23 protein-coding genes are annotated in these 20,799 nt (G+C 33.3%); 10 read left to right on the top strand and 13 right to left on the bottom strand.

Translation table 11 applies throughout. The annotated features are described in order from the left end of the window. Positions 1-37: 37 nt before the first annotated feature. The 4 genes from NFRAN_RS10375 to NFRAN_RS10360 all read right to left on the bottom strand — a co-directional run bounded on the left by NFRAN_RS10375 (position 38) and on the right by NFRAN_RS10360 (position 4,125). Positions 38-889 (bottom strand): hypothetical protein, encoded by an 852-nt coding sequence (locus tag NFRAN_RS10375; RefSeq protein ID WP_134484927.1) that lies wholly within the window; start codon positions 887-889, stop codon positions 38-40. 471 nt (positions 890-1,360) lie between these two features. Continuing rightward, positions 1,361-2,578 carry a cation:proton antiporter gene (locus tag NFRAN_RS10370; RefSeq protein ID WP_134484926.1) on the bottom strand — a complete coding sequence of 406 codons (1,218 nt, stop codon included), beginning with the start codon at positions 2,576-2,578 and terminating at the stop codon, positions 1,361-1,363. A 117-nt stretch (positions 2,579-2,695) separates the two neighbouring features. Continuing rightward, a complete protein-coding gene (locus tag NFRAN_RS10365; protein ID WP_134484925.1) occupies positions 2,696-3,136 on the bottom strand; it encodes a hypothetical protein in 441 nt (146 codons plus the stop codon). Between the two features lie 257 nt (positions 3,137-3,393). Further along, positions 3,394-4,125 (bottom strand): alpha/beta fold hydrolase, encoded by a 732-nt coding sequence (locus NFRAN_RS10360; RefSeq protein ID WP_134484924.1) that lies wholly within the window; start codon positions 4,123-4,125, stop codon positions 3,394-3,396. 170 nt (positions 4,126-4,295) lie between these two features. On the opposite strand from NFRAN_RS10360, the gene NFRAN_RS10355 reads away from it, so the two are divergent. Then, positions 4,296-5,060 (top strand): MBL fold metallo-hydrolase, encoded by a 765-nt coding sequence (locus NFRAN_RS10355; RefSeq protein WP_134484923.1) that lies wholly within the window; start codon positions 4,296-4,298, stop codon positions 5,058-5,060. A 484-nt stretch (positions 5,061-5,544) separates the two neighbouring features. On the opposite strand, the gene NFRAN_RS10350 is transcribed toward NFRAN_RS10355, so the two are convergent. Next, positions 5,545-5,979, bottom strand: a complete 435-nt coding sequence (locus NFRAN_RS10350) for a hypothetical protein (protein ID WP_134484922.1) — start codon at positions 5,977-5,979, stop codon at positions 5,545-5,547. Between the two features lie 412 nt (positions 5,980-6,391). Here NFRAN_RS10350 and NFRAN_RS10345 point away from each other — a divergent pair, with 412 nt between their 5' ends. Both NFRAN_RS10345 and NFRAN_RS10340 read left to right on the top strand, forming a co-directional pair. Further along, positions 6,392-7,615, top strand: a complete 1,224-nt coding sequence (locus NFRAN_RS10345) for an alpha/beta hydrolase family protein (protein ID WP_134484921.1) — start codon at positions 6,392-6,394, stop codon at positions 7,613-7,615. A gap of 349 nt (positions 7,616-7,964) precedes the next feature. Next, on the top strand, positions 7,965-8,237 hold the full coding sequence (locus tag NFRAN_RS10340) for a hypothetical protein (RefSeq protein WP_134484920.1): 273 nt from the start codon (positions 7,965-7,967) through the stop codon (positions 8,235-8,237). A gap of 67 nt (positions 8,238-8,304) precedes the next feature. Here the strand turns inward: NFRAN_RS10340 and NFRAN_RS10335 are convergent, their stop codons facing one another. Together NFRAN_RS10335 and NFRAN_RS10330 are read right to left on the bottom strand one after the other, a co-directional pair. After that, positions 8,305-8,574, bottom strand: a complete 270-nt coding sequence (locus NFRAN_RS10335) for a hypothetical protein (protein ID WP_134484919.1) — start codon at positions 8,572-8,574, stop codon at positions 8,305-8,307. Positions 8,575-8,758: 184 nt separating this feature from the next. Further along, the gene (locus NFRAN_RS10330; RefSeq protein ID WP_134484918.1) at positions 8,759-9,016 is read right to left on the bottom strand and encodes a hypothetical protein; all 258 of its coding nucleotides are present in this window, start codon (positions 9,014-9,016) and stop codon (positions 8,759-8,761) included. A 509-nt stretch (positions 9,017-9,525) separates the two neighbouring features. On the opposite strand from NFRAN_RS10330, the gene NFRAN_RS10325 reads away from it, so the two are divergent. Next, a complete protein-coding gene (locus NFRAN_RS10325) occupies positions 9,526-10,734 on the top strand; it encodes a patatin-like phospholipase family protein (protein WP_134484917.1) in 1,209 nt (402 codons plus the stop codon). A gap of 407 nt (positions 10,735-11,141) precedes the next feature. Here NFRAN_RS10325 and NFRAN_RS10320 read toward each other — a convergent pair whose 3' ends face one another. Beyond that, positions 11,142-11,384 (bottom strand): hypothetical protein, encoded by a 243-nt coding sequence (locus NFRAN_RS10320; protein WP_134484916.1) that lies wholly within the window; start codon positions 11,382-11,384, stop codon positions 11,142-11,144. 16 nt (positions 11,385-11,400) lie between these two features. Next, positions 11,401-11,775 (bottom strand): hypothetical protein, encoded by a 375-nt coding sequence (locus NFRAN_RS10315; protein ID WP_134484915.1) that lies wholly within the window; start codon positions 11,773-11,775, stop codon positions 11,401-11,403. A 398-nt stretch (positions 11,776-12,173) separates the two neighbouring features. Between NFRAN_RS10315 and NFRAN_RS10310 the strand changes: the two genes are divergently transcribed. Together NFRAN_RS10310 and NFRAN_RS10305 are read left to right on the top strand one after the other, a co-directional pair. Next, positions 12,174-12,740 carry an MEDS domain-containing protein gene (locus NFRAN_RS10310; protein ID WP_134484914.1) on the top strand — a complete coding sequence of 189 codons (567 nt, stop codon included), beginning with the start codon at positions 12,174-12,176 and terminating at the stop codon, positions 12,738-12,740. Positions 12,741-13,207: 467 nt separating this feature from the next. Then, on the top strand, positions 13,208-13,531 hold the full coding sequence (locus NFRAN_RS10305; RefSeq protein WP_134484913.1) for a hypothetical protein: 324 nt from the start codon (positions 13,208-13,210) through the stop codon (positions 13,529-13,531). 24 nt (positions 13,532-13,555) lie between these two features. On the opposite strand, the gene NFRAN_RS10300 is transcribed toward NFRAN_RS10305, so the two are convergent. Then, positions 13,556-14,383 carry a hypothetical protein gene (locus tag NFRAN_RS10300; RefSeq protein ID WP_172602290.1) on the bottom strand — a complete coding sequence of 276 codons (828 nt, stop codon included), beginning with the start codon at positions 14,381-14,383 and terminating at the stop codon, positions 13,556-13,558. Between the two features lie 305 nt (positions 14,384-14,688). Continuing rightward, on the bottom strand, positions 14,689-15,345 hold the full coding sequence (locus NFRAN_RS10295) for a hypothetical protein (RefSeq protein ID WP_134484911.1): 657 nt from the start codon (positions 15,343-15,345) through the stop codon (positions 14,689-14,691). Between the two features lie 610 nt (positions 15,346-15,955). Here NFRAN_RS10295 and NFRAN_RS14505 point away from each other — a divergent pair. From NFRAN_RS14505 to NFRAN_RS10275, 4 genes are all read left to right on the top strand, one after another. Continuing rightward, positions 15,956-16,204, top strand: coding sequence for a DUF7521 family protein (locus NFRAN_RS14505; RefSeq protein ID WP_134484910.1), 249 nt, complete (start codon positions 15,956-15,958; stop codon positions 16,202-16,204). Further along, positions 16,201-16,545 (top strand): winged helix-turn-helix domain-containing protein, encoded by a 345-nt coding sequence (locus NFRAN_RS10285; protein ID WP_134484909.1) that lies wholly within the window; start codon positions 16,201-16,203, stop codon positions 16,543-16,545. Before NFRAN_RS14505 ends, NFRAN_RS10285 begins: the two co-directional genes overlap by 4 nt. Before the next feature lie 97 nt (positions 16,546-16,642). Next, complete coding sequence (locus tag NFRAN_RS10280; protein WP_134484908.1) at positions 16,643-17,029, top strand: hypothetical protein; 387 nt, start codon at positions 16,643-16,645, stop codon at positions 17,027-17,029. Positions 17,030-17,071: 42 nt separating this feature from the next. Next, on the top strand, positions 17,072-17,518 hold the full coding sequence (locus tag NFRAN_RS10275) for a hypothetical protein (RefSeq protein ID WP_134484907.1): 447 nt from the start codon (positions 17,072-17,074) through the stop codon (positions 17,516-17,518). Between the two features lie 9 nt (positions 17,519-17,527). Here the strand turns inward: NFRAN_RS10275 and NFRAN_RS10270 are convergent. Together NFRAN_RS10270 and NFRAN_RS10265 are read right to left on the bottom strand one after the other, a co-directional pair. Beyond that, positions 17,528-18,366, bottom strand: a protein-coding gene (locus NFRAN_RS10270) for an IS5 family transposase (protein ID WP_134485810.1) whose coding sequence is annotated in 2 segments (ribosomal slippage) — positions 17,528-18,033 and positions 18,033-18,366 — 840 coding nt in all. Because the reading frame shifts where the segments join, the coding sequence is not laid out codon by codon here. A gap of 995 nt (positions 18,367-19,361) precedes the next feature. Beyond that, positions 19,362-20,213 (bottom strand): serine hydrolase domain-containing protein, encoded by an 852-nt coding sequence (locus NFRAN_RS10265; protein WP_269472351.1) that lies wholly within the window; start codon positions 20,211-20,213, stop codon positions 19,362-19,364. Positions 20,214-20,799 lie beyond the last annotated feature (586 nt).

Here is a 20,799-nt window from a genome sequence, read left to right as displayed (position 1 = left end):
AACAAAAATAAAAGGAGGTTAATCGCAGCTATATTCATCATCCCTCTATTGAGACATTCTCAGCGATATAATACGATTCTAATTCAGGATTTATGTCATATCCTACAACCAGTTTCCAAGATGAAATACCATCATCTATATTTGGTACAATGAAAAAATCAGTGTTTAAGAATTGTATGTGATCCAAAAATACCCTAGCAAGATCGTTTGAATCAATTCCGATAATGTTTCCATTGTCAGTATTGCCATCTACAAAATATATGCCCAACCTATCATAGTCTATCCCGCCTTTGCTAGAAAATACAAATATTTCGCCAGGTTCTATGGCTATGTTAGCTGGTTGCTGTTCATTATTATAATATTCTACGTAATCATAAGTATCGTCGTTTTCTATAACCTCATAATCAAAGTCGATGCTGACCACTTTATCGTTATTTGCTAATGTTACTGTGCATGGAGTCTGTTCATTGATTCCAAGAAAATCTGAACTAGTACCATCCAAGGTATTACAAGAAGCTACTCCATCCACGTCAAAGCTAGATATATTGCCCAATGATTTGTTTGATACAAGACCTTCGAGTATTTTGGAGTCTATTTGTAATTGCCTTTGATTTTCATTTAAAGGGATAAAAGAAGTAAGCGTGTTGTTATCATTTGAAAGTAAATTATTTGACTCCAAATCAATTGATGTATTCGAATTTGAAGAATTAAAATTCGATAAATTGCCACCCATATCAGTCAGCGTATTTGAGCCAGTTGTATTTGAACTAGCCATAACTTGAAAAGAGTTAAACCCAACCGATGGGGATTGAAGAGTTAAAGATAATAGCAAAATCCCTATCCCGAATATTATTAAGCTGTTGATTGTTTTTTTTCTTCTAACCAACATATCAACCAATGGATCAGGTATTATTTATGGCTTTTGGGATTAGTTACAAATATCCTTAATTAATGTGTATACGATCAAATATTGTTAAGATTTAAGATCTTTTTCAAAAAAAAGGAGGGCATAATACTGGCTAACAAAATTAAATTCCACTAGCAAAGAAAGATTAGCAGTGGAAAGTATCAGGATACATATCTAAATTTCGCAGTTAATTTACATTAGATCTTTAAGCTTAGCTGGATACTGTCTCTTAAACCCCTATGACTTTAACACATAAAGAATTTTTGATAAAGAGACAAATCCAGAATTGTAAGTTCTTTACATAGTCTGTCTGTAGTCCAAATTTGATATGTTTGTATATATCTCTAAATGGGCTCTATGATTCTAGTAGTAATATCGTTCTGTAAATGAACCCTATTAAATAAATTGCTTATTGATATCTCTATAGGTGTGAAGGTATTGACTCAGACCTGATTATTTAACCATATCTGAAGAGGATATATTTTTGTAGGATTTTTTCAACCAGATTGGGGTAATTATCGTGGTAACAGCAACCATCAAAATTATTGAGGTATACACGTCTGTAGATAAAACTCCAGATGTAACTCCGACACCAGCAACGATTAGGCCAACTTCACCTCGAGATACCATCCCTATCCCCACCTTCATAGATTTCGCTCTATCTTTAAGAAATAACATGGCAGGTAATCCACATCCCACAAGTTTTGAAAGAACTGCTATTGCAATAATTATTCCTGCAATAATCAAGACTTCAATATTGATACCCCTCAGGTCCACTTGAGCACCTATAATAGCAAAAAACAAGGGCGCAAAGATAAACTGCAACTTATGTGCGTACTCTTCTACCTGTTTGATTAGTTTCGTACTAGCAACCGCCATTCCTGCAGCAAATGCACCTACAATAGGAGACAAGCCAACATAAGCTGCAAGACCTGCAATACCAAAGAAAATAGCTGTAGTTATTCCTTCAATACTTCCTTTCGATCTCCACAATTTTTCTCTGTGCAGTATCCTTGGAATTATGAGGACTGCACCAATGAGTAAAATAGCAAATAAACCAAGGATTTTTAATATCAGAAATGCTATATCGGCTAGCTGTGGCATAGCATCACCGGTTTGCACCATTGTTACCACCACGGACAATATTGCAATTGCAAGAATATCATCTACTATAGCTGCGCCAAGTATGAGCCGAGCCTCCTTTGATTGCATTTTTCCCAATTCAGTCAAGACTTGGATGGAGATTGCTATACTTGTAGCTGTTAATGCAGTGGCTATTAGAAGTATTTCAAAGGTATTTAGGCCATATATTGATAGAACAATAAAACCTGCAAAGAACGGAACAACTACTCCCAGTGCACCAACGGTAAATGAGGCGGCTCCCCCTCTGAGAAACTCTCTAGGTGTAATTTCCAGTCCTGCAATAAACAAAATTATGATGGCAGCTAATTCTCCAATGTGTTTGATAGTTTCATCGAGAACCACTAATGGTTGGCCATCAAATAGTGGCAAACCTCCTAGTGCATAAGGACCTACTATAATTCCAGCCAGTAGTTCTCCTAATACAACAGGTTGTTTTATCCTCTGAAATATCTCTGCAAAGATTTTAGCAGTGAAAAGTAGAATGGAAAGTGATATTATGATATGAATAAAAACTGACTCTGATGCCATGATCTATAACTCATCTTGTTTTGATTTTGATATAATTGTATAACATGACTGGGGTATTGTATACCAATAAGGATTTTAAATAGTGTATTTTCGCGTAATTGATCAACTAATTACGATTTAGAAAAGGCTTTTTGGTATTTCATCTAAATCATAATAATAGCCCAGTATATTATCAACAGTGTGTTCTAACTTAGTATTGCTTTTTATCAAAACAAATATTGTCTTGTTAACTTCGTATATTTTTAGAATCCTTATTTTTTCATATTCTACTACACTCCACTTGATCCTGCCTAAAATATTATTTTCTCCTATTGTATCTTTTTGCAAGTTTTCATTATTTGTTATTGTTGCAGTTGTTGTATTTTCTTTTGATTCTAAAAGATGCACTAATGAATCAACATACTTTTTGTCTATGTGAGCATTCTCGGCTATATATAATTCATTTAGCTCAGACGACACGATTGAAAAAACAGCTAGAATATCATCATCTACCTCAACTAGATGTTTTATTTTATCATACTTACTGTCTTGATCTTGTTTATCCGAGCTGTCCTTCATTACATATGAGTAAATATAGAGAAATATATCATTTTTAAATACATCAGTTATTATCCCGCTTGCCCAGTGGAACTTACAATCGGATTTACTTTAATTGGTTTACTTTAATTGGTTATGCCACAACAAACACCCAGATGACTGCGGCAAGCAGCGAAATCATAATTTATGTTTCGATTTCAATTCTTCACAAAACCTGATGGAGATCTCTCATGATCTCGTATGTTAAAATCAAATTCCAAAGAGGCTGATAGAATGGCCTATTTTCTCTTGGAAATAATGTTCAACAATAGTTTCGATAGTTCTTCTGGTGCGGTAATCATGACATCGTGACCCCTTTTGAGTTCATAATAATCCCATTTTTTCTTTGCTTCCATATTTTGTCTTTGAAACATATCTTCTCCGAATTCTGATGTAGTAATGAATGCTCTTGGGATTTTAGTTGTTTCCTTGTTTTGGACTATAATAGGTTGGGTATGTGTAAGCAATGGCATGGGAACAAGTTTTGATTCCATCCATTCGATATCCTTGACGTTGGAAATTCCAAATTCGCTTGGTGTATAAGGTCTTACAAGCCATGGTTTATTTTGGTCCTTCATGGTTCTTTCTTTATATAGATCCATTAGTCCAGGATCAAGATCAAACGCTGTTTTTCCATCTTGTGGGATATATGCATCAATATATATCAATAGTTTGATTTTCTCGGGAATCATTTCTGCGACTCCACCTATTACGAGACCTGCATAACTATGACCAATCAGAATCACCCCAGAAAGGTCTTCATACTTGAATATTTGCAAAATATCCTCCACATGGGTATACAGATCAGTCATTTCATTTACAAGATGACTTCTTTCGCCTAATCCAGTAAGAGTTGGTAAATAGATGTTAAATTCATTAGAATCAAAATATGGCAGGATTTTCTTCCAACACCAGCCCCCATGACACGAACCATGAACGAACATGATATTCTGAGATTTTGATGTAATCACACTTCTTTATCTGCCGTAAGTAATTAAAAATAATTGTTATATTTATCTTGATGTTGTCTTCCAACCACTTCCCAGGTATGATACAACATTTGACAATTAAAAGTAGGACTTTATTATTAAAATTAAAACATATAAGTTCACAAGTCTTACAGATGCATATTTGAATTCGGATGACTAAGATTACTAAGAATGTTTACTCAATAGAAGGTATTACTCATCCCGATCCACGGGGAAAGGTCTTTCCTTACTTGTTTATAGAGGATGAAGATAATTTGACGTTAATCGATCCTGGTTTTCTTGCACAAATACCTGTGCTTGAAAAATATCTGCAGAACATAGGATATGACATTAAGAACGTGAAGCGAATAATCCTAACTCATGTCCACGTCGACCACGCACAAGCTGCCAATGAGGTAAAAAGAAAATCAGGTGCGAGGATTTACTCCCATTGGATTGAGTCAAGATATCTTGCCCACAATCCACCCTACATGGGACCTCCGTCTACACAAGAAACTCTTGAAAAACTAGAAAATCTTGGTATCTCAGCAGAGTCATTATCAAGAGAATATGGAACTTTAGAAGTCGAACCTATAAGCGTTGATGATCAAGTCTCAGATGGCGACATGATTGGCAGTCTTAAGGTCATCCATACACCTGGTCATACACCTGGTCACATATCGCTCTATTATGAAAAAGATAAACTGCTTCTAGGTGCTGATAGTATATATAAAAAGGTATTCGGAGCTGAGGGTATGTATATATCTGCGCCTCAAGTATCAATGGACCCGACTACAGCAATAGTATCTGCGCAAAGGCTTTCAAGGATTAATTTTGACAAACTATTGATGGCTCATCAAGATGCTCCATTATTAGAAGGAGCCAGAGAGGCTGTAGAGAAGCTGGTTGCTGAATACATACAAAATCTAAAAGGATGAAATTTCGAACCTTTATGGAATGTTAATAATATAAATTAGAATTTTGATATCTCGTTTTAAATGGTTACTACAACATGTAGTGTATTTGGGGGTTTTAGTAATATTATCGGCCTGTAAGCGAACCTAATTAGAGAAGGAATTATTTCTGTTTACAATCAGGCTTTTATTTTTATGGATAAGTATACGATGTTGTTAATTTGGATCAAAGACACCTTTTGCTAATTTTTCTCATATACTTTTGAATAATTAAGAACATGTGTCCTAATTAGACATGAAACCTTGTTTTACATATGCAGAATTTGACTCTCGCTACTATTACTTAGTATTTAGTTTATCGGTATGTAAAAAAAATAGATTTGACTCTCATGTAAAAGGTATGACGGATTAGCATTAAAAGTTGAAATCCAATTTGATCATAAAAAAATAAAATCAATTAAAATTATTGAGAGGTTTTTAAAATAATGTTAAAAACTGATTCGAATAGTTACGTGTGGACATACCAAATAACAATATTTTCAGATGAAATACATTCTACAGATACACTTTTGCCTTCTTGAGTTGTCAATGATGCATTACAGGGTAAACCATTTGTACCATTGTAGATTATATCTTCTATCTGTTGTTCTAATTGCTGAGAGGGAGCTAAACTTATCTCTTCAACAAATTCATCGGCTATTTTGACTATATCATGTCCAATAATTGATGATACAATTTTGGTGGAGTTGTCAATGTTTCCAATATTTCGTTGTTCAAAAATCAAAATGTAAGATTTTTCTTCATTACTTGAATTTGATGTAGAATTTGACAATGGCAGTGCTGTAATGTTATTTTGTGCATTAGTGTTTGAAAATTCAAACAGATTGAATCCCATGGTAAATGTAGCAATAACCAGTAATGATAATACAGTTTTCGTATTCATGTTATTATTATATCCACTGACTACATAAATATGAATCGTAGAGCCGACTAAATAGTATATTGACCTTCGTAAAAACAGCTATAGGATTCTTCTGTATGGTATTCGGGTTCGGCAAAATGCGAAACAAACTTGAGCCTACTGATCAATCTATTATATAAGAATGAGAGTGGGTTTGGTTCATAGGTTCTGCATATAATAAGAGATTGGCAAAATTAGGATATTCACTAGGGTTTGAAGATTTTTTACCGAATCTTATTTTTATGGGTCAAAGGAATTTTATGTAAATCTTACAGAAATTCATTGTTTACCTCTTTACCGCTTATAGAAATAACAGATAACACGATTAAGAAAAACTTCAAAGTAGTAAACAGGAGTACTTTTACCTACTTTATATAAGGTGGCACTGTTGCTAATGATAGTGTTGCAAAGTAAATTTAAGTCATCGTCATTCGTAGTTTTGAGTACGTTTTTTGGTGCAATTATGATTTTATCGTCATATTCAATGACATTAGGTAATCCCTTATTTTCTGAAACTTCGGCCCAGTCAGACCTTCAAGTTATAAAATACAGGGATCTGGTCATAGATTTGGGCGACGGAGTGACTACAAAAGCTCAGATATCTTATCCAGCCGTAGGAAAAGGACCATTTCCTGCTGTGTTGCTTATTCAAGGTTCTGGTGCATTAGACATGAACGAAACATTGACTACAAATAGTAAACCATTCTGGGAAATATCTCAATATCTTTCTGAGAGAGGATTCGCCGTTCTAAAGTATGATAAAAGAGGCGTTGGCCCAGAAAGTTATACAATTTTGAATTCAAGTGTGTGGGGAAATAACACAGTTGACGATCAAGTTAATGATGGCAAGAAAGCATTGAGTGTTCTTGTGCAGCAGCCCGAAGTTGATCCAAAGAGAATAAGCGTACTAGGTCATAGCGAAGGTACCCTTTATGCTCCAATCATAGCAATGGATAATTCGACAATGGTGAGTAATGTAATACTTATGGCTGCTCTTGCTCAAAACCCATTAAAAGATGTAGAGTATTATCAAGACGTTTCACTACCATTAGAATATGCTATGCAAGTAATGGATAACAATAACACCGGTTTGATATCTATGCAGCAGATTGTATCGGATCCATTTTTAAGGAACTTTTTATTACCCTCATCTGTTGCGTATTCTAATGATACGAAAGCCATAACCGCTGCTTTGATTGATAAATTTGGTAATAGCAGTAACATAAATATTGATAAACAAATCAAACCTCTTCTGATAAAGGGCTATGAAAATACCACAGCATTTAATCTGCTTGAATGTGATACTGTAGGAATATGTCCCGTATTGTGGAAATCTCTATCTAACATGCCAACAAGTTTAAGCTCTATTGGAAACGTTTCTAAATCTACAGGTATTTTGATACTTACAGGGGAAAATGATGTTCAAACTCCAGTTCAACAATCGTTCCTCTTACATCAAAGGCTTAATGAAGTGAATCATCCTGACCATACATTAATAACATATCCTGACTTGGGACACGCTTTCTATCCATCATCAAAATGGAAAACAGCATTTGGACCGATGGAACCAGATGTTTTGGCAGATTTATATTCATGGTTAGAATCGCATTCAAAATAGTAAAGGAGTTCTTTTTTACCTTTTATTGAAATAGAGATATTCATGCCTGTTTTCCAATTTTTTATCGCGCTTTGAGATATAGAAAAAGCCATATAGTCTGTAGGAGATGTTTTACCACAATTTGAGATGTCATATCTATACGAACAAGCTTCAAAATTCATAATTAGGTAATCTATTTACAAATATATCAATTTGATAATTATTAATCCATATTAAAGTAGGTAATATTATTGGTAGTGGGGTCTGAGGAAACCGTATGACGTTTACATGAGGCGAATAATCATTCTTTATTTGGATAGAAAATCATTCCATTAGAGTTTGATTTGCATTTCTTTATCTGGTTGACTTTATGGTATTTAATTATGCCAAGATAAGTTTGGATTTGAATGGAAGAGAAAAAAGAAGAAGAAGGGTGGGGCCTGATAACGGTTCATTAGCAGGATTAATCTATCTATCTATCTATCTATCGATACATTATCAATCAAGCCCTACACTCAAAAAAAACTCTCTACTCCAAAAACCAGAGGCAACCGGTTCATCACCATCATTAATAGGATTTGATCTGTATTATTATCAAAAATTATTGATGTTCGAAAAAGGTATGGCTAACTGTGCATCTTGAAACATGAGTACTCCTCAAAGTGATAAAATTCTGTCATCATTTGCGTTCCGTCAATTGAGAGTGTTGATTAACTTTGGTTTGATTTTGACATTTTTAATAAGCCTCTTACTACTAATACATACCATGCAGTTCCTGGAATCAATGATACAATAGAAAGAAAAAGACCAATTTGTGGTATATAAAATCCCAACCCCATAACGGCTACTAAAATTCTAGCTGTGCCCGTTGCCTTGCCAAACATTCTGTTCATTAACATTAGAATTGACAATATCAGTGTAGCAAGCGACAAAAGGACATAGCTAACGTGAAAGGATGTTCCTTGAAATGTAGCTAACATTGACTGTCCTTCTGTAAGTAAAAGTGATTGCTGTAGGTCGGTCCTAACAAGATCATATTGTTCTGATAAATACAGTATGTCAAAAGCGGTGTTTGATGAAAATGTACAATGATACCCACAAATCCTATTATAACGCCAAGTGCTGCTAAGGATTGACTTGTTTTTCTAAGGATAAGATAAATTGCTAAAATTTAGGAATCAGAAGAACATAATCAACCAAAAACAAAAGGTCAAGGCTCGATAGACCTAATAGAGCGTTATTCTGAAATAGCAGAAAAAAGTCTGCCGCTGTTCTGGGTGGCGGACTAATTACAAAAATAAGGATTTGAACCGGAATTAAAATGACTATCGTTGCCGCAGCAAAAGCTGCTATTCTATATAGATCCTTCCAAGTTGAGTCTATATTAGGAGATTTAGTATCGTCGTCATCTCCTTCTTTCATTTTTTACATTTCTGACTTTTTATTATACCAATGATTATATTAGTAATTGTTAAGATGAAAAAACTGAAGAGTGAAGGACAAATAAAGTCGAATGTAATCTATTTGATTAGTTAAATTTACGAGAAAGCTTTACAACTTGTATAATTTCTACGATTTTCTCATCATCTTTGTACTACCATGAGTGTTTTCCAGGTTTAAGATGATCGTATATATGGTATGAATGGGATTGGTTTGATTTCCAATCTAAGATCAATAGCTCTCATCCTCTTCAGTTTAGATACAAGCGTTACTATTATCAATTATTGTACATTTTTATAGAAATAGGTGAATTTTCATGAGTTTTAACATCTTCATAAATTCAAAATGTTGATTGGATTAAGAATCCATATTAAAAATGTCAGTGTATTTATTTTAATTAATGGAAATTAAATGTGACTTTATTTAGTTTCATTCATTATATATTTGATCAAAAAATACTGGTCTTTTATATAATTTATGATACATGAATAATGATAATAGTAGGTGCAATGAAGAAAAAAACTAAAATTCCAACTACTCTCGAGGATAATAAGACCATAGAGAAAGTTCTGGTATTGCAAGGTGGTGGTTCACTTGGCGCCTATGAGTGTGGTGTATTCAGAATCCTTTCAGAGAATAATATCAGATTTGACATAGTTGCGGGAACTTCAATAGGAGCAGTCAATGCTGCAATAATAGCTTCCTACAGGCGAGAAAAAGATCCTGCGAAAGAGCTGGAAAGGTTTTGGATCGAACTTTCGGAAAGAATAATTCCCATGTTTCCTCCTTATTGGTCATTATATTTTACAGACGAAATGAGAGCTATCCTTGCGTCAATGTATTCAGCAATTTATGGCAATCCCAGGGCTTTTAGTAGACATTCAGATGTATTCCCATTCAATTTATTTCCATATAGACTCCCTTATCCTCTGTTTGATACTTCACCGTTAAAAGACACATTGGAAAAGTATGTTGATTTTTCCACTCTTTCAGTTAAAGACAACACTAGTCAGAAAATTGAACACAGACCCAGACTTATAGTAACGTCAACTGACATACAAACTAGCCAACCCGTAATATTTGATAGCAATACAGAATTCATGGATACAAACAGTGTTTTGGCAAGCGTAGGCTTTCCATTTTATGGAATATCATGGACCGAAAAAAATGGCCATTACCTTTGGGATGGAGCATTGTTAAGTAACACTCCCCTTAGAGAAGTCATGGATGCATCACCTAAATTGGATAAAGAGGTATATTTAGTCAACATTTTCCCTCATTTTCAAAAAAAACTTCCGAGTAATATGTTTGAGGCATGGCACCGTGCGCGTGACATAATTTATAACGATAAGACGGATAATAACATCAAGGTCTCGACTACCAACTCAGAACACTTATCTCTTTTAAAGAGGATGCATGATTTGCTGATGAAATATGATCAAGAAATGAAGAAATCAGCGGAGCAATATTTATCAGAAAATCAAAACAAATTGAATATAGAATTAACCAATCTTGAAGGGAAATATCACGAAATCATTGAGAAAAGAGGCTCCATTATAAAGAAAATAACAAGAATTGATAGACCTGAAATACATCCCTTCCTGTTTGAGGATGCAGATTTTTCGGAAATGACCATAAAAAAATTAATCCGTCAAGGAGAAGAGGATGCTAAAAGAGCTATAAAGTCTGATTCTCAATGAATAAAAGACCAATACCATTTCTGACTAGGTGTCTTCAGGTTTCCAGTAATAGTAGAGTTCAATTACAATTCAAGTTATTCAGATATCTTTTATGAATTTCTTGTGTGGTATACATTATTAAACGAGATATCGCATGACTCGAAGGTCGGTATTTTGTTAAAATATTAATGAAAAAACATACTTCATTATTTAGCACTAAAAATCATGATTTAATACAATGCTGTAACTGGAAGAAATTATCGAGAATTACAATTAATTATGCACCAATCTTGTTCTCTAACGTGTTTATGATCTCGATTTCATTTGAGTGAACCTGAAGACAAGACTGTAAATGAGCATAGCAATAATATTTCGAGCAAATAAGACATCGTGCTATAGGCTTCGCCGAACAACCATTAATAATGCAACTAATGAAATTGATACAGTGCATTTAGTTCATCCATTTCCTTTTCGATCAGACCCAGTTCAAGATTATCAATGGTATGTTTAAGTAAATTCTTACAAGCCCGAATCTGCAACAATATTAATTGCTTCTTATCAATACATAAGCTATGTACCGGTTCTGCAAAACCATATACGATCTTGTTATTGCCACAACCACAAATTTTTGCTTCGCAAATCAACTGTGGTTCAGAGGTTGAAATGTTCATTTTGATTACTCCTTTCCTACACGCACTTATTTGACATAATCAGATTCATCACTAGAGGAATATTGATCAAATACTTTAGATTATTGTTGTTGAAAGGTATCCTTTTATGTATAAACAATTCTGCGTAGTTTTCGTTTAACAACACATTATGTCCTTGTCTCAAAACTTTTCGAGTGAACTTATCATTCTTACTGTTAATAATATTTGATTCATATGGTATTAAATTCCCATCTAATTTATTACTAGAGATCAAAAGGTCAGGTTTGTCATCAGTTGTGTACTCGACATATATTATGCAATTTTGTTTAGTTCTTCCCGCGAGATTGTCGATATCAACATCAGACGATCTTTGTCTATTCAATTCGGTTATTCTCCGTAATTTTTCCTTCATACCTGATCCTCAAAACAAGGATATAAAAAAAGTGAAGTACCGTAGTTAAGAGCCCATGTAACATTATTACAGTATTGTAAAAAATGTCACATATCCACTAACAAAAGTATGACTATATGAATTTTAAATGATGCTTTAGGTTATTATCCTTTATTCGGTAAAGTCAAGTTTGAAAAGAGGTAAAGGACTCGCCTGTTCGTGGTCATCTCAATAGTGAGATTTACTGGGATACCGCATAATTTTGGATTCAAAACATACAGAACCGTATGATAAGGTGGTGACAGTGGTATTGAGACCAGTGTTTTGAAAAATCAACCTATAATTAAGTTAGGTGATACAGGAACTTTATTCCCTCATTATTTTTATACAAAATATGCACGAGAAATTTTGAATAATCAATGAAACCTTTTGATTCATTAAAACGCGGATATCATATATTTGGAATATACTACTCAAAAGTACTTGAATTTCATGACTTTCGCTCCTTTCTGAGAAATGGTATAGATAACAATGAATTGATAATTGTATTTTTAGAAAACTACTCAAAAGATAAATTTGATAAGCGAGTAAGAGATTTTATCAATTTTTGTAATCGTGAAAATTACAAAAGGAAAGGTAGTATCCATCTCAAAGCAACTGAAGAATGGTTTCACCATACTGAATGTTCAAATTCGGACAAATTTTTTAAAAAATGGGAGAGTTTGGTCTTTGATGCCAAAAAATCAGGAAGGGAAGGTATTAGGATCTTTGTAGAGACAAATAAATTCATGATAGAAAAATTTGGTAATTCTTTAATCATTTATGACAAAATCCTACAAGATCTATTTGACTTTCCTATTACTTCAATGTATGTTTATAGAAAAGAAGATATACAATCGATGACTCCTGAGCAAATAGCGATATTGAACTCGAGTCAAGGGTGCAGTTTAGACGAGTTGTTGGTACGATATCAATATGCCCTTTAATTAACCATAGCAATTTGCAACTCAATATTTTTATTGACAATGGATCATAAAGTTACCAAAAAGTCATGTCTTTTAGTGTTTTGGTTGTGACCACTATATAACAAAAGTAATTTACTCAAAGATGCGAAAACAAAATGGACTATGATGAAAATCTCATTATGGTATAGTTTAGTAATTCTGTGATTAACAACCTTATATTTTTTAATAATCGTAGTATTCAGTTTAATGTACTTGATAACAATTTACAAAATAATCATCATGTTTGAACCTAAATTGAATTGACTACCTTCCACTTTGAGGATAGTTTAGTAACATTTTAGGGATTCCAGGACTATATATTCATCACGACTAATTCTACAAAATAAAGATTACTTAATAGAGTATCCATGAAACTATCCAGAAAAAAGTAATAATAATACCAATTCATTAACACTATTGACTTAACAAGTACTATAACGGGATAGAGAATGGGTATAAAAAGAAAGAAAAGATTGTCTCCAGAATATACGATATTATCCATTCTAGAATACCTCTGCATATCATCCAAGGATACACCAATCTCAAAATATCACATAATTAATAAATTGCCTGGAATCAAACAACAGAGATCAGACAGGATCAATGATTTAATGGAAGAGCTGGAAAACAATGGGTTCATCATGGCCATCAAAACCCCAAATTCAACTTTTTACAAGGTAACTAATAAAGGTGTGGAGGCTTATTATAAATGGATAAAGTCTTTTCTAGACTTTTCTAGGTCAGTTAATAAATTAGACTCAAATTTAGATTGAGATTCTCAGTAAATCAGCGTTGTGTCAAAGCGAATTCATGATCCCCGGTTTTTCGATTACTATCAGATAACCTATTGATTTGCTAGAAAAATTCCTAGCATATTCCATTGCTTCATTTGTTATTTCAGTCCCAACCAATAAGGCCAATCCAATATATTTATTTGTAAACTTTGAATAATCTAATGTTGATCGGATAAATAACTTTATCTTATTTGTATCAACTGCAGAAGAATCGGCAATTATCTTTCCAACCACTATGCCATACTCATTGAGTTTATCTGCGATAGGAGCATTATCACTAATCCCATCATCTATTGATTTAATCTTATCACCATCTATTAATATATCAAACTTAGTCGTATCAGAAACTGTTTGGTCAAGAAATAACTCGATATTATCTTTACTTTTTGAAATATACTTTTTGATGGGCTCCCCAATCTCTTCGATATTCTCAATAATAGAAAAGAAGAGTGTTTTTTTATCAAGATCTGGAAGACCCATACTAATTAACGACCCGATCGAGTTCTTTTCAAAAGTATAAGCCCAATTATCAAGTTTTTTTCGGGTCTTTAAAATGATTCTCAGCATAAATATAATAATTCCTATGGCCGCAAAAGCGATTAATGAAAGAATATAATCATATTCATCTTCAGGAATGAATTTGATATAGCCCTTAACAGCAGCTGTATCTATAAATACTAATACTGCAAAGACCATCAAAACTGAGAGTAATAAATAAAGAATACGCTCTATTGAACGGATCGTTGATACGGCTCTTTGTGAATATATTGTTATCAAAGTAGGAGAAAATGAATTCAGACCTGAAGTATCTATGTGAGTGGCATCTTTCATTATCCAGAAAATAATTGTTTTGATAAAGTATATAAAGTAAATAGTAACTAAATTACAGTAGTAATAATTAACTTTGCCAACTACTTTATTATATTGTATCATTATAAATGATATAAAGACCCAAAGTAAATTATATTTCAACTAAACATAGGGTTACATGGCGTTTAATCTCCCTAAATCCGTCATATGACAATGTGTGTTGGTAATAATAAATGTGAGATTTTATACAACATTTAGTAACAGTTTTGACATTTGGTAATATGAATCAAAGTTGAATAATAAAATCAAAAAAATGAAAAGAGGTATCATGTCGCTGTTGAGTTTGCTTGACTACCATCACCACTACTGCTACTGCTGTTACCACCCTCTGTTAATGATGTTACCACACCCATCAATGGAAGATTCACGAAATGTCCTTCAGTTTTTGCTGCATCAAAGGATATGTTCAAAATATGTCCGTTGATCAAATATGCTATAATTGGAACATCTTCCCATACATTACCTGTTTCTACTGTTCGGATATCAGCTAGCCCCTTAAATTGTGTATTATTGCCAACCAAGACAATCTCGTTATTTCCTGTAATGTTTGTTACTGGAGTGACATCGGTTAATCCTTCTATTACGTGAGTTTCAACTTCGTGACCTAATAATGAATGTCTGTTTAGCTCGATTTTAAAGTCTTGTACTTGTCCGTTTGACACATCAAGGCTCCAATCTCCACCTATTACAAAATTCAAATTGGTATCCTGAGAAGCATTTAATTTTTGCATGGCTTCAGGTGACAATACGAGATTTCCCATATAGCCTTCAGCACTAAATGTATTTATCCCTCCGGTTGGTTGAGCGATGACAACATTATTGCTATTCATCACTGTAACTAATGCTAAGGCAGCGGTAAATAGAACAATAGCAGTAGTGAATATCGTTTTTCCGTTGTTTTGTAAATCATGTTCAAAGTTCATTAAGAAGGATGTTGTGTAATATGCTTTAAAGCTTATATATATTCTCAAAATTTGGTAATCATAAACAAGGATAAATAGTATTTTAGAGAGGCAGGCCTTTCATGGTGTATGAATTTCTATAAAGTAGGACAAATTATTCCGGTAATAGTCCTGGTTTTGACTCACCGAACGATTTTAATTTCGCTCATATGTACGAAATAGGCTTTATGGTTTTTATACTATTAACATGTTATATCAAGTACATCATTTAGGCTATGATGTTATATCCGGAAGAGACGAAATGTACTTTTCTGGATATATAAAATTTTTAGTTGTCAATATTATACCGACTTTAAATTCAAAAGTCCAATCATCTTGATATTACATTCTATCATTTTGAAAAATGAATTTGACAAGGAGGATAGACTATTTATCCTTGGATCTGATACACAAGAATAAAAATAAACCCTGATCTACAATTTAGCTTACAATAACTTAGTTACTTGAGGATTACGCCATCCAATCTCCGGATTTTTTCAATAAAAGATTTGATATTTCATATCTTCTTCATTTATTTGATAAACCTTTAAATCATAATCAATTTTCACCTATCAGGTACGAATTGGAAGTAATGAATCTAGTCATAATAATTCACATTTTACTTGGATTTATCCTAGTTTATTTCGCAATTCGAGCCTATAAGAGAAGCAGGTATTTTCCTATGGTATACCTAGCAGCCGGATTTTTGCTGATAACTATTGGAGACACCATTATTGGTGATACTCTGAGATTCAATCATGAAGAAAGCAAAGAACTCATTGAAGAAGGTGTAGAAATAGCCGGATTTGTACTAGTAATAATTGCCGTGTTAAAGAGTTGAATAGTCCGTCTCCAAAAGATATATTGCCAGTATTAACTGATGAAACTAGTCTAAAAATATTAAAATTACTTGATGGAAAGGAATATAGTATCCAACAAATAGCAGCTCTTCTAAAGTTACCAATATCTTCAACATACAGAAAGGTTCACAGATTAGAACAAATAAAGGTTATAAAAAAAACAAAGATTGTACGGAATATTGATGGAACTGATGAATCATTTTATACTTCTTGGATTGATGAAATTTTAATAAGGTTAAAAAATAACGAAATCACCTGTAAAATTAAAAATAGACCTCAACAAGATAAAATCCTCCGGTTGTGGCAAAGCTTTAAACAATAAATTATTGTTAAAATAAATTGTGATCACTTGTCCTTCATTCTCATTTTATGAGAATGATAAGTAGTTTATTATTTCGAGAAATGGTAATAGATCATCAATGAATTATTACAGTTCTCAAAAATATATGCAAAGAAAAATTCTGTTCTCTTTGGCCATTCTGCCGTTACTATTGATTTCAGGTAGTGTGACAGTTTTTGGACAGGCCAATATCACAAATGCAACGTCGGCTTTAAATCAGACAGAAGTCTCAAGTAATCCAAATAATGAAATAATACAATTGATTGACTCAGGCATTGCTTCTATCAACAATGGAGACAATGATGGAGCAAAGAAATCATTCTACCAAGCAGAATTAGCATTAGAAGACAAACCTGACCTAAGTAGTGTTGAAAAGCAAATTGAAGCATCATTAAAAGCTCTCAAAGATAGTGACACAAAAGCATCAATAATGCATGCTGAAGAAGCAAAGAAGAATTTAATCTAATTTTATTTTTTTGAAAATATAACTCTATAGTTTGTGATCCAAATGAATAATGCTTTAAATTTAACAAGATATGTTTTATGTGGATTATTAGGATTAATCAGTATACTTTATTTTGTTGTAGCATATGGAGAATACAGCGACTGGATGGAATTACTAGATTTTGGTATTAATAGTGAGTCAACAGAGAAAATAGTCGAAATTACACTATTCCTGGTTTCGAGCTTGATCTATATTGGTTTAATAGTATGGATTCTCAAAGTAAAGTTATCTCAAAAGTTTCCCTATATTATTTGTATATTGGCATCAGCAGTGCTAATTTCCATTTATGTTGCCTCAAGAACAATAGGAGTACCAATAGTTGGAACTGAATTTTATATTGGAAGGTTAGACTGGATCTCAAAAATCGTTCAGGTTTTGATAATAGGTTTATCAGGATTTATTTTATACAAGAAAAGCAAGCAAACCTATCCGAACCTAAGAACAAAATAGTCTTAGAGCCTATCCCAAAATTAACTTTCTATAGATGATTATACTACAAGAGAACTGTGCTAGACCAAGATAGTTTTCATCCTTCTTTTCATATCGTGTGAAGAGTTTCCTAAACCTGTTATGCCATGAATTCGTTCTCTCTACAACCCATCTCTTGGAAGAATATTTCTTACGGTTTGGCATTGATATTTCTTTGCCAATTTCACCTTTCTTCCCTTTTTTCTTCTTGATTGGAATGTGCAGAACATATCCTCGTTTGATTAATTCCTGTTCTTCCTCTGCAGATTTGTATCCCTTATCAAGACACAGATGTTGTAATCGTCGTCGTCGTCGTCTCGATCTGGATAATGATTTTGGTCTTTTTATTACTGTATTATCGACTACATCTGTTACCAGATTGATGTCGTGAGTGCTAGCAGGTGAAATTACAACCGATAGAGGAATACCTTTCTTCTCTGTCAAAATGTGTCTTTTTGTGCCTAGTTTGCTCCTGTCTGTGGGATTATTTCCAGTCTTGGCCCCCCTAAAGATGACTTTATGGATATACTGTCTATGGATTGCCACGTCCAGTTGAGACCAATTTTATCATCATAATCTTTCAATAGTTTGATCCATGCATTTTTAAATACATCCAGTTTATTCCACTCCTGAAATCTCCTGTGACAGGTAGAACCTGAACCATATTCTTTTGGAAGCATCTTCCACTGGCACCCCGTTCTAAGAACGTAAAGGATCCCATCCAGTACTTGTTTATATGGAATAATCGGTCTACCCACAGTTTTTGGAGGCTTTTCTTTAGGCAGTATCTTCTTAAACTCGTCCCATAATTCATCGTGAATCCTTCTGATAGTAGGAAGGGTGTGTTTTGCTTTGTCTTCCTTAGTCTGGACACAGATCACGGTTTACCAAGACAGATAAGGAGCTATATTTCTATCGAATTTTGGGATAGGTTCTAAGTGTTTTGTTAAAAACAATAATGTTCCTATGATTTGAACAAATGATATTGTAAGCATATTACTATTTAGTTTCTAGGTAAGGCTTAGTACCCTACTATTTTCTTAAATAAAAGAAATTATATTGATTATATGTAATGATCAAATGAAGCTTCATTCCCATATTATTTCATTTTCTAGTTCTCAATAAGTAAATTCACAAGTTGAAAATAGGATTTCGCGTCCCACTTCTTAAGTAACCCGTAACATTGCTGGATCTCTGACAAACCACAATGCCATCAGAAGTTGACTTTCTTTTGGAATAGTTAATAGTAAAAAGTTATGGATTCTACATAATTGATATTTTTGAGACCGTTCTTAATTATAAGTTTAATCTGAATAAATAAAGTATATCTCCTGACAAGTAACGAATTTTCATACTCACCTCACCGAATTAGATACTAGTTCCAGTAGCGCTATATGCTATATGTATAAACCGGTTGTAACAATAATCAATCATATTTGCAAATTGAAAATAAAGAATCTGTTGATTTATTATAAAATTGCATCCAAAGTTTATTTGTAAATAAAGTGATCTGCTTGCACTTTAAGAAAGGAAGGATTTAAGCATTCAAACAAAACCCCTAAGGACTAGACTAGTAAAGTAATTTCCATATCAAATTTGCAAAGCCTTCTTTATGCAACAAACCAATGTTTGCAACATCAATGTCGTTGTGGTCCGCGCTGGCAAGTAAAACAAATCCTTTATGAGTAGATGGATTAAACGCAATTATATAGTTGTATCCGTCAGCTGTAGTACCATTATGCCATACTATTTAGCTACCATAATTGGTATTTATCATCCATCCTAATCCAACATACAACCTCTCACCACTGTTGTTATCCGATATTTATACATTGTTTGGTCCCAGGAATCCATTATAGTGTCTGATTAAGTGCGATTCTTGCATTGCAATATCCAATTTGGTCTTAATCAACCCAATATTCGCTGAGACAAATTTGAACATATCATTAGCAGTAGAATATGTCCCTCCACTGGGTGCTATTACGGGAGCTAAATTCCAAGTGGGGAGTTCATCTCCATTAATATGTCCAACAGCCAAATTAGATTTCTGTTCATCTGTTAAAGTGATGCTTGTATTTACCATGCCCAGCACTGAATAAATCCTTTTTTCTAAGAGATCGTCATAAGACATATTAGACTTTATAGCTAAAATGTTACCTAACAATCCTGTACCAAAAGATGAATATCCAAATTTAGAACCAACTTCTGTTGTAATTAAAGTGTTAGAAAAACTTTGATATAATTCAGAAGGTGAATACTTTTGTGTACATTCTATTATTTTCATTCGGTATTCAGTAGTCCGGTTGACATCAAAGTTATCCATATGATCTTTACAAAAGTTATCTGGGAACTCGGGTAATCCAGCAGTGTGGGTTGCTAGATTTTCCAGGGTCATATTTTGTGCATCATATTTCGGTACCATTACATCAGAAGGTAAATACTTTTGTAGAGGATCATCTAGTTTAATCAGGCCGTCGTTCACGACGATATCTGAGAGTAAGATTGTGGTGAAAACTTTTGTGATTGAACCGATACCAAAAATTGTATTTTGGTTTACGGTTGTATTCACTGATCCTGATACGTTGCCATAACCATAAAACTGCATTCCATTTGGATCTACATAACCTAAAACAACTGCAGCGTTTGTACTATTGCTATTGGAGACGAAGTCTTCAATAGAGTGAGTCCTTTAATTCTCCGGATATTTGAAAATTTTCTGTTGGGTTCTCTGAGTTGCTTTGTGTTGTGAAATCTTTTTGAACAAATGTCGTGTTAGAAAAAAAGCCATATCCAGGATTTGTCATATCTGTAATTATTAATGTTATTGAAATCACGCTTGCAAAAAATAGTATAACCAATTTTGTTGAACAAAAAATCAAAATTAAGATATTAATTGCTAATGGTAATTGTATAAATACATTTGCTATTTATTATATACTAATCGCGTTGAGATAAACAAAAATTCATTAAATGAGCTTCTGTATTTATACCAGATGGTATAACCATATTAAGCTAATCCTGTTCATCTTATATGGAATACAACTCTTGTCACTCTGTTGCTCTATTTATACTGGGGCATCATGAAAACCTTTGATGGACTGTCCTGAATTAAAGAACTGAAATAACCATAATATTCATATTTATTTACAACATCGAAAGATCCGATAACCTTAGAACAATACAATTGCAACGATTCCATGTCCATAAACAATAAAAGGAACTAAACCCTTATAGTATATGGAATTTAATCTCCGCGGGTGAGA

It is taken from the genome of Candidatus Nitrosocosmicus franklandus (genome assembly GCF_900696045.1).
GTDB classification, from domain to species: domain Archaea; phylum Thermoproteota; class Nitrososphaeria; order Nitrososphaerales; family Nitrososphaeraceae; genus Nitrosocosmicus; species Nitrosocosmicus franklandus_A.
Note: the sequence above shows the minus strand (reverse complement) of the source record. Positions and strands in the feature narration are given on the sequence as shown.

Bases quoted from the DNA above. Each gene is read 5' to 3' on its own strand.
- NFRAN_RS10310 (WP_134484914.1), top strand. From the start codon at position 12,174: ATGAAACCTTTTGATTCATTAAAACGCGGATATCATATATTTGGAATA.
- NFRAN_RS10295 (WP_134484911.1), bottom strand. From the start codon at position 15,345: ATGAACTTTGAACATGATTTACAAAACAACGGAAAAACGATATTCACT.
- NFRAN_RS10340 (WP_134484920.1), top strand. From the start codon at position 7,965: ATGGTATTTAATTATGCCAAGATAAGTTTGGATTTGAATGGAAGAGAA.
- NFRAN_RS10375 (WP_134484927.1), bottom strand. From the start codon at position 889: ATGTTGGTTAGAAGAAAAAAAACAATCAACAGCTTAATAATATTCGGG.
- NFRAN_RS10320 (WP_134484916.1), bottom strand. From the start codon at position 11,384: ATGAACATTTCAACCTCTGAACCACAGTTGATTTGCGAAGCAAAAATT.
- NFRAN_RS10300 (WP_172602290.1), bottom strand. From the start codon at position 14,383: ATGAAAGATGCCACTCACATAGATACTTCAGGTCTGAATTCATTTTCT.
- NFRAN_RS10345 (WP_134484921.1), top strand. From the start codon at position 6,392: ATGATAGTGTTGCAAAGTAAATTTAAGTCATCGTCATTCGTAGTTTTG.
- NFRAN_RS10350 (WP_134484922.1), bottom strand. From the start codon at position 5,979: ATGAATACGAAAACTGTATTATCATTACTGGTTATTGCTACATTTACC.
- NFRAN_RS10275 (WP_134484907.1), top strand. From the start codon at position 17,072: ATGAATAATGCTTTAAATTTAACAAGATATGTTTTATGTGGATTATTA.
- NFRAN_RS10305 (WP_134484913.1), top strand. From the start codon at position 13,208: ATGGGTATAAAAAGAAAGAAAAGATTGTCTCCAGAATATACGATATTA.
- NFRAN_RS14505 (WP_134484910.1), top strand. From the start codon at position 15,956: ATGAATCTAGTCATAATAATTCACATTTTACTTGGATTTATCCTAGTT.
- NFRAN_RS10325 (WP_134484917.1), top strand. From the start codon at position 9,526: ATGATAATAGTAGGTGCAATGAAGAAAAAAACTAAAATTCCAACTACT.
- NFRAN_RS10370 (WP_134484926.1), bottom strand. From the start codon at position 2,578: ATGGCATCAGAGTCAGTTTTTATTCATATCATAATATCACTTTCCATT.
- NFRAN_RS10365 (WP_134484925.1), bottom strand. From the start codon at position 3,136: ATGAAGGACAGCTCGGATAAACAAGATCAAGACAGTAAGTATGATAAA.
- NFRAN_RS10315 (WP_134484915.1), bottom strand. From the start codon at position 11,775: ATGAAGGAAAAATTACGGAGAATAACCGAATTGAATAGACAAAGATCG.
- NFRAN_RS10330 (WP_134484918.1), bottom strand. From the start codon at position 9,016: ATGAAAGAAGGAGATGACGACGATACTAAATCTCCTAATATAGACTCA.
- NFRAN_RS10280 (WP_134484908.1), top strand. From the start codon at position 16,643: ATGAATTATTACAGTTCTCAAAAATATATGCAAAGAAAAATTCTGTTC.
- NFRAN_RS10355 (WP_134484923.1), top strand. From the start codon at position 4,296: ATGACTAAGATTACTAAGAATGTTTACTCAATAGAAGGTATTACTCAT.
- NFRAN_RS10335 (WP_134484919.1), bottom strand. From the start codon at position 8,574: ATGTTAGCTACATTTCAAGGAACATCCTTTCACGTTAGCTATGTCCTT.